At 41.9% G+C, this 15503-nt stretch carries 19 protein-coding genes; 16 read left to right on the top strand and 3 right to left on the bottom strand.

Going from position 1 to position 15503, the window contains the following annotated elements; all coding sequences use genetic code 11:
- Nucleotides 1-63 precede the first annotated feature (63 nt).
- From LCL96_RS07535 to LCL96_RS07505, 7 genes are all read left to right on the top strand, one after another.
- Nucleotides 64-228: a hypothetical protein gene (locus LCL96_RS07535; protein ID WP_224940786.1), complete on the top strand. Its 165-nt coding sequence runs from the start codon at nt 64-66 to the stop codon at nt 226-228.
- Between the two features lie 122 nt (nt 229-350).
- A complete protein-coding gene (locus tag LCL96_RS07530) occupies nt 351-965 on the top strand; it encodes a nucleotidyltransferase family protein (RefSeq protein WP_224941334.1) in 615 nt (204 codons plus the stop codon).
- A gap of 11 nt (nt 966-976) precedes the next feature.
- Complete coding sequence (locus tag LCL96_RS07525) at nt 977-1744, top strand: YdcF family protein (protein WP_224940785.1); 768 nt, start codon at nt 977-979, stop codon at nt 1742-1744.
- 96 nt (nt 1745-1840) lie between these two features.
- Nucleotides 1841-2320: a YjdJ family protein gene (locus LCL96_RS07520; protein ID WP_224940784.1), complete on the top strand. Its 480-nt coding sequence runs from the start codon at nt 1841-1843 to the stop codon at nt 2318-2320.
- 109 nt (nt 2321-2429) lie between these two features.
- Entirely contained in the window at nt 2430-2831 is a 402-nt protein-coding gene (locus LCL96_RS07515) for a MerR family transcriptional regulator (protein WP_224941333.1), read from the top strand.
- Between the two features lie 42 nt (nt 2832-2873).
- Nucleotides 2874-4142 (top strand): hemolysin family protein, encoded by a 1269-nt coding sequence (locus LCL96_RS07510; protein WP_224940783.1) that lies wholly within the window; start codon nt 2874-2876, stop codon nt 4140-4142.
- A 61-nt stretch (nt 4143-4203) separates the two neighbouring features.
- The gene (locus tag LCL96_RS07505; RefSeq protein WP_224940782.1) at nt 4204-5025 is read left to right on the top strand and encodes an EcsC family protein; all 822 of its coding nucleotides are present in this window, start codon (nt 4204-4206) and stop codon (nt 5023-5025) included.
- A gap of 246 nt (nt 5026-5271) precedes the next feature.
- Here LCL96_RS07505 and LCL96_RS07500 read toward each other — a convergent pair whose 3' ends face one another.
- A complete protein-coding gene (locus LCL96_RS07500; protein ID WP_224940781.1) occupies nt 5272-5664 on the bottom strand; it encodes an SET domain-containing protein in 393 nt (130 codons plus the stop codon).
- A 100-nt stretch (nt 5665-5764) separates the two neighbouring features.
- Nucleotides 5765-7078, bottom strand: coding sequence for a D-alanyl-D-alanine carboxypeptidase family protein (locus LCL96_RS07495; protein ID WP_224940780.1), 1314 nt, complete (start codon nt 7076-7078; stop codon nt 5765-5767).
- Nucleotides 7079-7345: 267 nt separating this feature from the next.
- On the opposite strand from LCL96_RS07495, the gene LCL96_RS07490 reads away from it, so the two are divergent.
- The 5 genes from LCL96_RS07490 (at nt 7346) to LCL96_RS07470 (ending at nt 11602) form a co-directional block, all read left to right on the top strand.
- Complete coding sequence (locus LCL96_RS07490) at nt 7346-8359, top strand: S66 peptidase family protein (protein WP_224940779.1); 1014 nt, start codon at nt 7346-7348, stop codon at nt 8357-8359.
- Between the two features lie 152 nt (nt 8360-8511).
- The gene (locus LCL96_RS07485; RefSeq protein ID WP_224940778.1) at nt 8512-9432 is read left to right on the top strand and encodes an alpha/beta fold hydrolase; all 921 of its coding nucleotides are present in this window, start codon (nt 8512-8514) and stop codon (nt 9430-9432) included.
- A gap of 12 nt (nt 9433-9444) precedes the next feature.
- A complete protein-coding gene (locus tag LCL96_RS07480) occupies nt 9445-9990 on the top strand; it encodes a GNAT family N-acetyltransferase (protein ID WP_224940777.1) in 546 nt (181 codons plus the stop codon).
- The gene (locus LCL96_RS07475) at nt 9987-11012 is read left to right on the top strand and encodes a serine hydrolase domain-containing protein (RefSeq protein WP_224940776.1); all 1026 of its coding nucleotides are present in this window, start codon (nt 9987-9989) and stop codon (nt 11010-11012) included. The genes LCL96_RS07480 and LCL96_RS07475 overlap by 4 nt, the downstream gene beginning before the upstream one ends.
- 89 nt (nt 11013-11101) lie before the next feature.
- Nucleotides 11102-11602 carry a CBO0543 family protein gene (locus tag LCL96_RS07470; RefSeq protein WP_224940775.1) on the top strand — a complete coding sequence of 167 codons (501 nt, stop codon included), beginning with the start codon at nt 11102-11104 and terminating at the stop codon, nt 11600-11602.
- An 88-nt stretch (nt 11603-11690) separates the two neighbouring features.
- Here LCL96_RS07470 and LCL96_RS07465 read toward each other — a convergent pair whose 3' ends face one another.
- On the bottom strand, nt 11691-12194 hold the full coding sequence (locus LCL96_RS07465; protein ID WP_224940774.1) for a GNAT family N-acetyltransferase: 504 nt from the start codon (nt 12192-12194) through the stop codon (nt 11691-11693).
- Nucleotides 12195-12314: 120 nt separating this feature from the next.
- Here LCL96_RS07465 and LCL96_RS07460 point away from each other — a divergent pair, with 120 nt between their 5' ends.
- The 4 genes from LCL96_RS07460 (at nt 12315) to LCL96_RS07445 (ending at nt 15399) form a co-directional block, all read left to right on the top strand.
- Nucleotides 12315-12746 (top strand): HIT family protein, encoded by a 432-nt coding sequence (locus tag LCL96_RS07460; protein WP_224940773.1) that lies wholly within the window; start codon nt 12315-12317, stop codon nt 12744-12746.
- A gap of 11 nt (nt 12747-12757) precedes the next feature.
- Nucleotides 12758-13999 (top strand): aminopeptidase, encoded by a 1242-nt coding sequence (locus LCL96_RS07455; protein WP_224940772.1) that lies wholly within the window; start codon nt 12758-12760, stop codon nt 13997-13999.
- Between the two features lie 34 nt (nt 14000-14033).
- A complete protein-coding gene (locus tag LCL96_RS07450) occupies nt 14034-14438 on the top strand; it encodes a VOC family protein (protein ID WP_224940771.1) in 405 nt (134 codons plus the stop codon).
- A gap of 190 nt (nt 14439-14628) precedes the next feature.
- Nucleotides 14629-15399: a DeoR/GlpR family DNA-binding transcription regulator gene (locus LCL96_RS07445; RefSeq protein ID WP_224940770.1), complete on the top strand. Its 771-nt coding sequence runs from the start codon at nt 14629-14631 to the stop codon at nt 15397-15399.
- Nucleotides 15400-15503: the final 104 nt, after the last annotated feature.

The raw sequence follows: 15503 nt of genomic DNA, 5'->3' as shown, positions 1-15503 counted from the left end.
TCATCAACGTTCACTCGTATATATAGGAAACAGACTAATTTCCAAAAGATGGGAGTGAAGCAGATGCTTTGGTGGATCATTGGTATTGCTGTTGGATTTGGTGTCATAAGCGGTCTAATTAGACGTAAGTTCTCACAAAATTCTTTCGAGGCGGGAAATCATCATGAACGGCAGCTTCAGGAAGAAGAGCGTGTGAAAGCGGGAAGCTGGTTCAGTGGCGGACAATGATGAAGAAATGTCAGGAGAAGCTTCCTGACATTTTTTTCATTGCACCGAAATAGTCATTCTGGCCAACTTTATTATGGTAAAATAAGTTAATATCCAGAACATATTCAAATTATAGGGGGAATATAGTGATTCAAACTGAGAAAGATATCGTGAACCTAGTGAAAAATGATCCTTCCATGATGCGTATCTTAGAGATTGCCAAAACATTAAATCTTCCGGATTGGTGGATCTGCGCTGGCTTTGTCAGATCAAAGGTGTGGGATACACTTCATGAGTATCCGAAGAGAACGGACTTACCGGATATCGATGTCGTATATTATGATCCCTTTAATATAGATGAACAATTTGAAAAACAAATGGAATCAACACTGAAGAATATCGCTCCGGAAGAACCTTGGTCCGTTAAAAATCAGGCAAGAATGCATATTCTAAATGGCGAGTCGCCTTATCGTTCCACTATCGACGCTGTAGCCCGTTTCCCAGAAACGTCCACCTCGATTGCATTGAAGCTGAATAACGAGAATGAGCTTATGATCGCATGCCCGTGGGGAATAGAGGATTTGATTACCTTAAAGATAAAGCCGACTCCCTTCTTTATCGAAAAAGAATCGTTAGCAGCCATTTATGAGAGTAGGCTAGAAAAAAAGAAGTGGAATCAAAAATGGCCAAGAGTGAGGGTCTATGGAATAAATGGTGAGCTACTGAATGGGAAAGAAAGCTGGAAATCCTTTTCTTGAAAGGAGAACGAATGAAAAAGATTCTTACATATGAGATCTTAATGATACTCGCGTTCACGATGCTATTTCTTATTACTGGAGCGACTTTCGGGTTACTATTCGTGGCAGGTATTGTACAAAGTGTTATATTGTACTTTGCATTCCACGGCTCTTATAAGAAATCAGGAAAGAAACATAATCAGATAGCCTATCGAACCATCTTCTCCGCGTTTCTTCTATTTAGTATATCCTTTGGCATCATTGAAGGAGTAATCATAAAAAATGCCGTTGAATCCCATCAAATAAAGGACCAAGATACGGATGCCGTCATCATTCTTGGTGCGGGATTGAATGGGTATGACCTGTCCAATACATTAAGAGAGAGGTTGGAGAAGGGATTAGAATTGCTTAAGACCCATGAAAATGTACCAGTCATCGTATCTGGTGGACAGGGTCCCGGTGAGGCTATACCCGAAGCAGAAGCAATGGGAGCCTATTTAATAGAGCGGGGTATTCAGAAAAATCGTATTTTATATGATACATCATCGACCACTACATATGAGAATTTACGAAACTCGAGGCTCATTCTTGAAAAAGAGGGATTACTTAATAAGAAGGTCGTCATCGTCACAAGCGATTACCACACCTACCGAGCCGAAAAAATCGGGGAAGAGCTGGCCCTGAACAGTACCGGACTTGGAAGTGAATCCCCTTTATACATAACAGCCAACTATTTCATTAGAGAATACTTCGCAATAGTCAAAATGATTTTAAATGGAGGGACGGACCTCGATCCGTAAGCCATTTTCACCGGCAATACCTTGATATTACACGTTTTATCGCTTAAATAGAAGCATTTTTTGAGGTCCGTCCCTCAAAAGGAAAAGGAGGAAGTTATGTCGATTAGGTTTTGGTCACAGTTAGGTGTTGGGGTAGGGGTATTGGTTTTTGCTACTTTGGTTTCTTGGTATGAGGGGAGTGCTCTACTCGATCAACCATGGGAGTGGAGGTATTCGACTCCAATCAGCGGTATGATTCATGGTGTAGTTGAAGGTCAAGCTGATATTGTCGGCCTTGATTTCTTTGTATACGCTGCGAAATTTTCACCATTTTTTCCAGGCATGATGATCATCAGTACAAGTTATCTGATCGTTCTGATCGGATTCAGGACATTTAATAGATCGGGTATTCGAATATTCTTCACCCTTACTGGAGTGGTGGAGATTGCACTCGGTCTCATCATTTCGACGTCTCCGACTGCAGGTGGAAATCTATTGTGTTGGTTATTCTTATCGATTGGACTGCTGTTGATCGTACTAGCTATTGTCCTTCATTTTCTACCATTTCGCATGAATGATCATTTCACACATCAATAGTCGTGAAGGTTCGTTGCATCCTTTTAATAAAACCGTAACGTTTAACTGTACGGTTTTATTAAAATAAAGTATACTACTCTAGAGGTGATATCTTGGGAAATTATATCGAATAGGCGAGCTATCCAAACTAAGCAACGTTTCAAAGCGGACCATTGATTATTACACGAAGATGGGATTACTGAAATGCGACCGCTCAAACAATAATTATCGATATTATCATGAAGAGACAGTAGACGACTTAAAGCTGATTGAACAGTGTCAGCAGATGAATATGACATTACATGAAATTAAAGATCGAATGATGTTACTGAAATCCAAGCAAGTGGACCGCTCCATTTTGGAAAAACAGGTCGAACATATACGAAATGAAATGAAGCATCTTCATAAGGAACTTCATGAAGTCCTTCAAGCCATGGATACTTTGGGGACAGAGGAACGCAAGCGCATGTTGAAGCAAGTCTCCCCACAGGCATTGACCTTGTTTCAAACCTTAATGGTATTTTCGGGTTAACCCAGCATAATAGATAAGCAACTACAGGAGAGTGACTTTTTTTTGGACGATATACCACTGAATTCATTAGTATTATTAGGAGCATTAGTTCTTTTATCTGCCTTTTTCTCATCGGCGGAAACGGCTTACTCCAGTGTGAACAAGATTAGACTAAAGAATTTCGTAAGTGAAGGAAGAAGAGGAAGCATTAAAGCGCATTATATTGCTGAGAACTTTGACAAAGCCCTGTCTACGATATTAGTTGGAAATAACATCGTAAACATTGCCGCTGCCAGTATTTCAGCCAAGCTTGCAACAGATATTTTCGGAGGAAACACGGGTCTTATCATCAGTACGTTTTTCATGACACTGTTAATTTTGATATTCGGGGAAATCCTTCCGAAATCACTGGCTAAGGAAAACGCTGAGTCCTATTCCCTGACCATATCTGGCGTGCTGTACTTCCTAATAAAAATCCTTACACCGATCAACTTCTTTTTTATCAAATTAAAGGAGCTCGTATCGAAGTTCTTCTCGAAAGATCATGAAATGCCGTCTGTCACGGAGGAAGAATTAAAAGTGATGCTTGATATTAGTGAAGAAGAAGGAGTCATTGATAAAGAAGAGAGGGAGTTGATTCACCGCTCCATGGACTTCGATGAAATCCTTGCAACCGAGGTCCTTACGCCCCGGATTGACGTTAAGGCTGTCGAAGTGAACCAGCCGATTGAAGAAATCAAAGAAATGTTCTTCGAAGAGCGCTTTTCACGTATACCGGTTTATGAGGATCATATAGACAATGTCATCGGAATTCTGTCGGAGAAAGAGTTCTTCACCCACTTGATCAAGTTCGGGGAGGTAAACATACGCGAATTGATCCGTGAACCGATGTTTATCTTTGAATCTGCCAAGATTTCCTCGCTCCTCACCAAGCTTCAAAAGAACAATGTCCATATGGCCGTTGTCGTCGATGAGTTTGGGGGAACGACGGGAATCATTACCCTTGAAGATATTCTTGAAGAAATCGTAGGGGAAATTTGGGATGAACAGGACGAAAAGACACATTCCATGAAGAAAATCAGTGATAAAGAATATCGTTTCGATTCTCAATATCAATTAGACGAATTCACAGAACTTCTTGATGTACCGGAGCCGGAAAGTTCTTATCATACCATTGGAGGCTGGGTGGTCGAAAGTTTCGAAGACCTTCCATCAGAAGGGGACAGCTTTGATTATGAGAATTTAAAGGTGAGTGTAGAAGAAGTGGATAACCGCCGCGTACGTACCATCAAAGTTGAGATATTGGAAGAAAGAACGAGTGATCTGGTTTAATAGGAATGCAATAACAGGCTTAAATGCCTGTTATTTTTTTACCACAGAAAGGAGAAGGAGCATGCTTCAAACAGAAACGAGGGACGCCCTTTTACAGGAACTCGATGCAGTCAATAAATGGGCGGAAGATCAAAAAGGATTGTGGTTCTGGGAGAAAATCGGACGAATTCCATTCTTGATCCTTGATCGAATCACGCCTCGAATGGTACATAAAAAGCTCGGGCAGGCACTGGATGAAATCGGGAGTTATATACAAAAAGGCGGCAGTCATCTGACAAGTGAGAAGGATGTGTTGAAGAAATTCACCAAGAAATCAGGATCTACCTCTCTAACAGCAAGGGATATCGCTGCTCTCCCCCTTTTTCATATGGATGAAGTGAGCGAAGAATTAGTGGGGATTAGAAAAAAAGTGGCGATGACACAGGGAGCCACAACTGGCATCGGCGGATTCCTGACATTAAGTATAGATATCCCATTCATTTTGGGAATATCACTTAAAACCTTACAGGAAATCGCTTTATGCTATGGATATGATCCGAATGATCAGGAGGAGCGGATATTCATCATTAAATGTCTCCAATTCGTTTCTTCTGATATTGTAGGTAAACAAGCGATTCTCTCAGAACTCGAAGACTTCGATGGAAGTGATACGAGAAAAAGAGAGCAAACTCTTTCCCAGATCCAAGGATGGAGGGAAGTAATGATCAGCTTCAGGGACAACTTCGGATGGAAAAAACTCTTCCAGATGATCCCTATAGCAGGAATCCTATTCGGATCCTTCATCAACAAATCCATGATCAAAGACATCGGGGAAACAGGGCGCATGCTTTATCGCAAAAGAAGGATCCTTGCAAAGTTGGAAGAGGGACGGACCTCGAATTAACCTGCTATTTGAATGAAAAATATAGTATTTATGCAGATACTTTCTCCCACATAGGTCAAATTTCGAGGTCCGTCCCTCTGCATAGAAATGGTGTGGAATGTATGTATACGTCGAAGGGGTATTGAAACGTCTGAACAGATTTCACGTGAGTCGGGCAGGTGGCTGCTCTTTTCCAGACGTTCATTTTTTATTGCAAACGAGGAAAAGTAAAAAGGGACCTCCGATTGGAAGTCCCTTTTTGTTTAGTTATTCATCGTCACTCTTATCTTTATTGAACCAAAGTGGGTCATCATTATCCACTTCACCGTTATAATTAATAAGCAGTTCTTCTCCAGCCTGAATGTCTTTATAGGCATAAAAGTCGAAAGTATGATTATCAAAATTAATTTCATAAACGGTATTCGGTGTGTATGAATGGTTGAACAACATCCCATATCCTAATAGAAGTGCTGTATGGTTGATGCCATATTCAAATACATAATCCGCGAGGAATGTTTTCTCAATATGCTCATGTTCCTCGTTAGGGTATGGGATGACCGGTGCTTCATGAACCAGCTCTCCTTTGGCTATATCTCTTTTTGCAAAAACTCCACGATTAAGATCGCCTTCACTGAGGGACGATATTTTCACTTCGATCATAATGCCACCTGCTTTCTGAATCCTTGACTTAGCTAAGCTTGACACGAATGGGATAGAAAAGCAACTCTAAATCTTTTGCTTGAAGTAAAAAGCCGGACATTTAGAAAAGATCACCCAAAAAGTCTTGAATGCTTCGTGCACTTCTTACAAGCCAGCTGGCTTTTTTAACCGATTCAGATGCATAAACATCCACTGTAAATGATGGTACCTTCTTATCGAAGATGTATTCTGTCTTTTCCTGTGTATCGACTACCAATTCCCCAATCTTTTCTCCTTTTTCAATTGGTGCCTGAAGGGAGCCATCTTCGTTGACTTTCTCTTTATCAAGAGTCAATGTAGTTTTCACTTTGTCTTCATCCTGCTTCAATACCCGAAGAGAAAGAGGTTTTTTAATTTTAATGGTTACTTCCTGGTCTTTGCCATTAGGAACCGGAAGTGTGTGTTCTTTATTCGTTTCCACATTATCCAAACCATAGGTTACAGTCTCAAATTGTTTGAAACCGTAGTCAAGGAGTTCTCGTGATTGAATAAATCGTTCTGCACTGCTTGGTTGATTGTACTCGTCCTTTGCGTCCAGAATGACTGATATATAACGGACACCGTTTCTTTCTGCCGTCCCGGTAAATGTAGAGCCGGCAAAGGGAGTGGTGCCTGTTTTCAATCCGTCGGCACCCTTGTAATGATAGGATTTCCCCTTTAATAGGCCATTTGTATTTTTCATGACCAATTCTTCACTGGTACCGGGCCTGAATACCTTTGAAGTAAGACTGGATGTTTCCAGTACTTCAGGGAAATCGTGAATAAGATAGTACGCCAGTGTGGCCATATCTTCCGCTGAAACCATATTCTCATCATTCACACCAGTTCCTTCGGGGTACATCCCCAGCATATCGTAATTGCTGAGTCCTGAAGAATTGACGAAATGATAATGTTCAAAGCCAAGTTCCTTTGCTTTGGCATTCATCATTTTAACAAATTTGCCCTCTGAACCTGCCACCACTTCTGAAAGGGCGATTGCTGCACCATTTCCGGATTTGATCACCATAGCATCATATAATTCTCTTACCGTATACTCTTCATCTGCCCTTAGGGGGACATTGCTCAACCCTGGGGCGTTGGCTAATTGATACACTTTATCGCTTACTTTATACGTTTGATCCCAGTCTATTTTTCCTTTTTCAATCGCTTCCAACACCAGGTATTCCGTCATCATTTTCGTCATGCTGGCAATACCGAGCGGCTCGTCTTCATGTTCGCTATAAACAATCTTTCCTGTATCTGCTTCTACTAAAATGGCAGCATCTGCATTGATTTCAAGCGTTGACTTTCCATGGGCCGTCTGCTGAAAGGGCGTCATGGCCATAAAGGATATCATCAAAACCGCCAGGCTTTGCTTCACCGTTTTCTTTTTCAAAATAGTACCTCCATAAACCAGTTTTACGCAACCAAATCATTCTACCATACAAACCCTTCAAACACCCACAATCCCCTGAACCTTTTCAAATCGTTCAAATTATTGTAAATAATTGTCGCACCCCTCCGAGGGACGGACCTCTATTGTGCCAATCCGGGTTTACCATAATATCAGGATCAAAGGTCCGTCCCCTAAAAATGGAAAATAATTCTTGTTTGTATTCTATCAATCTGGTAAAATCGGGTAAACTGTTGGGAGGGAATATGGATGATTAGGTATCCTTTTTTAAACAATCATTCTACTGTAGGAGTAACTGCACCTTCCTCGGGGGTTCGGGAAGAGTTGCATGATCTCCTGAATGAAGCGATTGTGCGGATGGAAAGGAGAGGGTATGAAGTAAGGTGTGGGAACACCGTTTGGACGCAGCATAAAGCTAAGTCTTCTCCACAGCAAGACCGGGCAGCTGAATTGAATGCAATGTTGCAGGACGAGTCGATCTCTCTCATCATACCGCCTTGGGGAGGAGAGCTGCTCATCGAAATCCTTGATTTAATTGATTATAACCAAATCCAACCGAAGTGGGTGCTTGGATATTCCGATATCAGTGTCCTACTACTTGCCTTGACTCTTAAGACAGGATTGGCCACCGCACACGGGACCAACCTTATCGACCTAAGAGGAGAATCTACCGATTCCACGACGGCAAAATGGGACTCTGTACTTACGACAGCAAAAGGAGCATCGATCACTCAATTTTCTTCACCGCATTATCAGAAAGAGTGGAAACATGAGCAACCTTCTCCACATGTATTTCATCTAACGGAGCCTACACAATGGAAAACCGTCGGAGACAGCACAGTGAAACTTGAGGGACGGTTACTAGGGGGATGCATTGATGTTAACAGGCACCTTATCGGTACACCGTACGGAGATGTTGCTTCTTTCAGAGAGAACCATATAGATGGTGAACCTATCATTTGGTACTTTGAAAACTGTGAGTTGAATACTGCTGATCTGCGCCGTACACTGGTTCAGATGAAAATGGCCGGATGGTTCGACCAGACTTTCGGACTTTTATTCGGAAGAAGTGCAGCCAATACGCCAGTGGGAGATTACTCAGTCGAAGATCTTTATCATGAACTTGCAGATGAGCTGCAACTTCCAGTGGTATATGACATCGACTGCGGTCATCAGCCACCACAGATGACGTTCATCAATGGAGCATTTGGGGAAATCGATGTGAATGAAGGAAAAGGGAAGGTAAAACAAACCTTTAAATAATCTAAAGAAAATGACTTTTCTGTGAATTGCATTCCACAAAATCACATGAAATTGAATAGAATTGTGATGAAAAAGAGTCGAATGAAGGATTTTTCCCCCGTTCTCTCGAAGGGAGAGTGTGGGAAAATGATTGACAAAGGAGTTTATTTAAAATGAAAGCAAATACCATGACCATACAGGGGAAGGGATTACATGTTGAAACTTATGGGTCGAGAGCCAATCCGGCACTGTTATATTTACACGGTGGACCAGGGGAGAGCTGTTATGACTTCTCATTTCATCAGCGTGATCGTCTAAGTAAGGACCTATTTCTTGTAACGATCGACCAGCGAGGTGTATGCCGTTCCGAAGCCATTATGGAGGGAGAATCCTTTGGATTTCAGGATCTCATTGAGGACTGTGAAGCACTGAGGATGGAGTTGGGAATTAAGCGATGGTCTATCCTTGGGCATTCTTTTGGCGGTTTTCTTGCCCTGGCTTATGTTTCACAGTATCCGAATTCAATCGAGAACGTCCTATTTGAATGCCCGACTTTTGACTTCACCCTGACTTCCAAGGGACTTCTCAAGAAAACGGCCTACCTGTTCGAAAAATACAACCAAACAGAACTGCAGGAACAAGCATTGCGTTTAATCGATGAAGACCTTTCTCCAAGAGAGTTTACTGAAATCTACATGAAGCTAAGTGACGAACTAGGTGAAAATCGAATGCAAATCTATACACATAATTTCGATAACCCTACAGACTATTATGTCACTTATTCCGAAGAAGAGTGGGATGCATTCTACGATCGCTCGGATTATCACTATCAACTACTCCGAGAGGAAGGCATCATTTTTTCCAGTTTGTTAGATAAGATTAAATCCATTAAATCACCCATGCTTCTTTTGACCGGGGAGTACGATCCAGTGACATGTGATGAGCATATCACCACATTCAAAAGGGATGCCCAAAATGGAGAGATCGTCCATTTCAAACAAAGTGGCCACACCCCTCATTATGAGGAAGCAGATCTCTTTCAAGAAGTTGTGAAGAATTTCATGAAAGTTAACAGTCCGACCAACCAACGATAAGGAGGAATGAACATGTTTACATATAAACTGAATGACAAACTTGAACTAAGATTACTCGATCTTCAGGACGCTGAACGGGTTTTCGAACTGACTGACGGTTCCAGATCCTACTTGCGAGAGTGGCTGCCTTGGGTGGATTACTCGAAAACAGTGGAAGATACAAAGGAGTTCATTAAGGGGACTCGATCTGGGTTTGCCAATAATAAAAGTTTGACGGCTGCAATCGTATATGAAGAGGAAATTGTGGGTGTAGCTGGTTTCAACGTACTGGATTGGTCAAATAAAGTTGCATACATCGGTTATTGGCTAGGTGAAGGATATCAAGGGAAGGGTATTATGACAACCGTTGCAAAAGGATTGACGAACTACGCCTTCGGCCATTATAAAATGAATAAAGTTGAAATTACCGCAGCTGAGCACAACCAACGGAGCCGCGCTATCCCGGAAAGGCTGGGATTTGTTGAAGAAGGAAAGCTGAGGCAAAGGGAATGGATTTATGATCACTATGTGGATCATGTCGTTTACGGAATGCTTGCCCAAGAGTGGAATGGTAAGTGAATAAACAATCGGTACAGCAGGAAGAAGAACTGATTTACTGGGTGGAAGACATCAAGGATAAAAACGGTAGCTCAGCTGCAGCACTATATATCATTAAGGATAATCAAGTCGTGATGGAGCATTATAGTGGCAGGCATTCTCATGAAGAGAATGCTCGCCACGTCCAGGCTGATTCCCGGTTCAATGTGGCTTCTGCCAGGAAAAGCTATTTAGGACTTGCCGCTGCCTATGCATTATATGATAGATACATCGAGAGCCTAGATGATCCTATTACCCGATATACGACCGATTTGGACTCAAAGCTATTCAAGGATACGACGATTCGTCACCTCTTAACCCATTCCCACGGACTTGATGTAGATGAACATGGTCATTGTTTCCGAGAGTTCAGGACTGGAACGTCTTGGGCTTATCGTAACATCGGCGTGGATATCATGACCAAATTGATAGCCAATCTTTACGGTAAAGGGTTCCCACAGCTACTGGAAGAACGGGTATTTTCTAAGCTAGGCTTGGAACAAACAGGCTGGGTAACAGAAAAAGATGAAAACCTTGTGAACATAATCGGAGAAGTAAACGAACCTCCGCTTTCAGGAATTGGGACAACAAATGATGGTACAGAAAAAAACCTTTTCGTCAGTCCGCGTGAATTTGCCCTTTGGGGTCTACTGCATCTGCAAAAGGGGAGGATAGACGGAGAACAGATTGTTCCCGCTGAGGTAATCGAACGATCCACCTCTATCCAGAATGGTCGCTACGCTGATTCTTCCCTCCCCGATAACGGCTTTTTCTGGTATGTTCAAGGGACTCCGAGAATGAAAAGTGAAATCGGGGACCGTGTGCCCCGTGGTTCCTATCAGATTCTAGGTGTCACCGGCCCAACACTTCTTATCATCCCATCTCTGAATGTTGTTGTGGCAAAGATGTATAATAAACGCTATAACTATGGAGGAAAGGATTATCTTTACTTTTTAAGAGAATTCAGTAACAAAGTATCGGATTTATTTTCTTCAGGCAAATAGGAAAAGCTGCTTAAACCCATTTGGGAGTAAATTTCCATATTTAAGGGTACACTATGACCTATTAATGTATCGTGCTATGGGGGGAGCCCATGTTTCATATTGTCGTTATCATACTGGTCGTATTAAGTTCCTTGAAATGGGGATCGTGGAATAGGTGGAGAGAATTTCTCCCAACCATCTATTACTTTAGTTTTTTCAATATGTTTTATCAGTATCTTAGCTATACAATGAAGTCTGTTTGGGAATTGGATGGTTTCTTTGTCAATATGTTTGTAACGGATACCCTATACACGATGGTGGCATATCCTTGTCTTGTCGTTCTGTTCTTAAGTCATTATCCTGAAGAATGGAGAATCAAGATTATCTATTATTTGAAATATATAGGTGTTGCCACTCTGACGGAATGGGCTGCCGGAAAGACGGATTCGATTGACTATTTTGAAGGATGGAATTTATGGTGGACGGTTCTTTTTTACTGTATCATGTTCCCGATGCTTCGTCTCCATCTTCTAAATCCTATCAGGGCATTGATAGTATCAGTATTTGTTGTAGCTTTCCTATTGATCAGCTTTGACTATCATGTTTGGTAAAAAAACGGTGAATCTCATGCTGGAGACCCACCGTTTTTTCAAGTAATTCAATATCATGCACTATTAAGAAATATAAATGCAGGGGAAACTAGAGAAATAAAAGCATCAACTCCTCATCGTGGTATTCCCCGTTATATTTCAATGCTCTTTTCTCCGTTCCATAAGGCTTGAAGCCACATGAAAGATATAAACCCCGTGCTGTATCGTTGGTTGTAACGACTGTAAGCAGGAGTTGTTCGATCCCTTCCGTTTCTTTAGCATGTTCAATTGCCGCTTCAATCAGTCTTCTCGCCAAACCTTGTCCACGGTACAAAGGAGAAACATACATAGCATAAATGGATGCTTTATGGTTCATCTTCATCGCTTCTTCACGCACCATCGTTACAGTTCCCACCAATTTCTCCCCTGTATAATAACCAAACGTAGAGATTCCTTGGGTTGTGAGCCGTTCTTTTGTCGTTTCAATTGGATTCTGCCGATTCACTGCTTCTTCATAGCTGCTGCCGAAGCTTGAAGGGCTTTGTTTGAGCATTTCCAGCCTAAGCTTCCAATAATCTTCTGCATGACTTTCATTCAGCAATGTCATTTCCATTATTTTCTGACCTTCTTTCCATTCCGTGATATGATATGGGAAACCAGTTGTTCTCTATTTACAAAGTTCAACACGCACAAAGAAAATACCTTTGACCATTTGCTGACTGGAGGAGCTCCGATGAAAAATTGCCTTGGCTGCCGCCTTGCAAACCAAAAAGAGAAAGTATTTATCATTTACAAAAATGAGCATATCACCTGTTTGTTGGATCATGTTCCACATCACGCAGGACATACATTGATACTGCCCAAGAAACATAGAGCAGAAGTGACAGATATCAATCCAGAGGAAAGTCTCTCCATCATGAAGGCATCACAACTCGTAACTAAAGCCATCCACGCCTTATATCAACCAAATGGAGTGACGATTTGTCAGAATGGAGGCATATTCAATGAGTTGACTCATTATCATATGCACATCATTCCACGAAATGAAGAAGCTGCCCGATTTGGTGAATTATTCTATGGAAACGCCGATATCATAGAGCCATCCGAGTCATTGCAAGAAACCTATGAAAAAATGAAATCTTACATTAATAGAATACTGGAATAGGAGAATTCGGAATGAACTTACACCATGCATTTCAAGATAAAGTAAAAAAATTTGCCCAACTTGCCATCAAGGTTGGTGTCAACATACAGAACGATCAACCGCTTTGGATCTCCGCACCAATCGGTACAGAGGACTTTGTGCGTATTGTTGTGAAGGAAGCCTATCTTGCAGGAGCAAGAAATGTACATGTTCAATGGTATGATGAAGAAATTATGAGAACCCATTATGAAATGGCACGGGATGATGTCTTTCATGAATATCCAAGCTGGCTTGCTGGTGCCCATGAATGGGTTGTGGACTTGAAAGGAGCGTTCCTGCAAATAGAGGCCAATGATCCGGACCTTCTGAAGGGAATAGATCCAGACCGTATCCTCCATTACGAGAAAGCGAGCGGTGATGCACTTGATCGATTCTATGAAGCAATCGAAAAGGACGAGATCAGCTGGTCCATTGTCGCCATCCCTTCACAAAAATGGGCCGATAAAGTATTTCCTGAGCTTCCTAAATCGGAAAGGGTTCCAACTCTTTGGGACCGGATCTTCTCTTCGGTCCGTATCGATCAACCTGACCCAGTTTCCGCATGGAAATCCCATATCCAAACGTTGTCCGATAAAGCGGCCCAACTCAATTCACTTGGACTCAAGACGCTATACTACCAGGATTCAGGGACGGACCTGTCCATCGAACTTCATGAAGATCATATATGGCTTACCGGTGCGAGCAGCACTCCGCAGGGACAACGTTTCATAGCCAATATGCCGACTGAAGAGGTTTATACCGTACCTGTGAAAACAGGGGTAAATGGAACGGTATCAAGCACCAAACCCCTTGCCTATAACGGGAATGTAATAGACGGATTCGTTCTCACTTTTGTCAATGGGGAAATCACGGAGGCCAGCGCTGAAACGGGCGAAGAAATCTTAAGGAAATTAATCGAGACTGATGAAGGCGCAGCCTACCTTGGAGAGGTGGCACTCGTCCCGCATCAGTCACCCATTTCAGACTCTGGTGTCTTATTCTACAACACCTTATTTGATGAAAATGCATCGAATCATTTAGCAATCGGTTCCTCTTACCCTACTTGTATAAGAGACGGTAACATTCTATCCGACGAGGAGCGTGAGGAAAAAGGACTCAATGAAAGTGTGGTGCATGAAGACTTCATGATTGGTTCTGCAACCATGAACATAGACGGTGTTTGCCATGATGGAAGAAAGATTCCTATTTTTCGTGATGGAAACTGGGCCATCTAATTTGGTAAGTATTAGGTAAAGAAAGGGAGATTTCATGATTTATGAGATGACCGTGCAAGTCCGGGTAAAGGATATGTCAAAAGGACAAGCGTGGTACAAGATCCTATTCAATCGTGAGCCGGATTTCATCCCTCACAAAGGATTTGCAGAATGGCAAATCCTCCCGGGTTGCTGGCTTCAAGTGGCAGAAGGGAATCCTTCTCCACAATCCGGACCCATTCGATTGGGTATTGAAAGTATTAGGAATGAAAGGGTGAGGTTAAAATCCCTTCTCAATATTGAACATTTTGAAATTCATGAAAGGGAAGAGGTACCTGTAAAGTGGGCAACATTTCAGGATCCTTGGGGCAATGGAATTGGTCTGTTCGAGTACCGTGACCGTTCCGTTATGAAGGAACAGATTGAATTGATCCTCGGCAAAGATGAACGAATGTTATAGTCATCATATATTTTCAAGAAAGAACGCACTTTTCGAGTGCGTTCTTTCTTATTACTTTGTAATCATTAAAATACATATTCTTCTTGACTGCAATCCAACTATTACCATAAAATGAATATACATTCACAAAAAAGCATAAAAAAGAATATAATTCATGAATGAAAATGAAAACTGATAAAGGAGGGATCTTATGTTTTCCGAGGAAAGACGGGAAAAGATTTTAGAAAAGGTAGAGAAGGTTGGTCGGGTATTAGCCAAAGACTTAGCAGAGGAATTCAATGTTTCCATCGATTCCATCCGAAGGGATCTATCGATCATGGAGGAAGACGGGTTAATCAAGCGGACCCATGGGGGAGCCATCCCCAACCCGAAAGTCAGAACAATGCCTCAGGCACCTGCCAAGCGTTACGGAGAGGGGACAAATGAGCAAAATGCCATTGCTAAAGCGGCAGCCCTTCATATTAAGGAAGATGAAACGGTATTTATTGGTGGGGCATCGATTCATTATGTCCTGCTGAAATATCTTCCTATACATATTCCATTCACAGTAGTGACCAATTCCGTGGAAATCGCCTATCATTTAAGGGAATTCTCTAATATCCAAACCTACCTCATGGGAGGCAAAGTAAAATCATCCGGTAACATTACAGATAGCTTGGCAAATGAATTTGCACGTCAATTCACCCTCGACTTAAGCTTTGCAACAGCAGGTGGAATTTCGGCTCGAGGATTGAGTACCGCAACACCGGAAGTGGCCATATTCCACCGGACAATCTTTGAGAACTCAAGGAAGGTCATCGCTCTGATGGAGCATACAAAATTGGGTGTTGAGCTCTTTACAGGCATGCACTCATTATCAAAGTTGGACCTGGTCATCACCGATGAGGAAGCATCCAAAGACAAAATCGCCATGATCCGTTCTCAAGGTGTAGAAACATTTATTGCGAAGAAAGACGAATAGGCCTTAGCCCTGTTTATTATGGACAGGGTTTTTTAAAATTAATAAAAATGGTTTAGGTGGATAAAAAAGGAGATAACTTGGATTTCACACCAAGCTATTCAAGA

The sequence above is a fragment of the Rossellomorea aquimaris genome, assembly GCF_020172085.1.
Lineage (GTDB): Bacteria > Bacillota > Bacilli > Bacillales > Bacillaceae_B > Rossellomorea > Rossellomorea aquimaris_E.
This window is presented reverse-complemented; position numbering and strand designations above follow the sequence as displayed.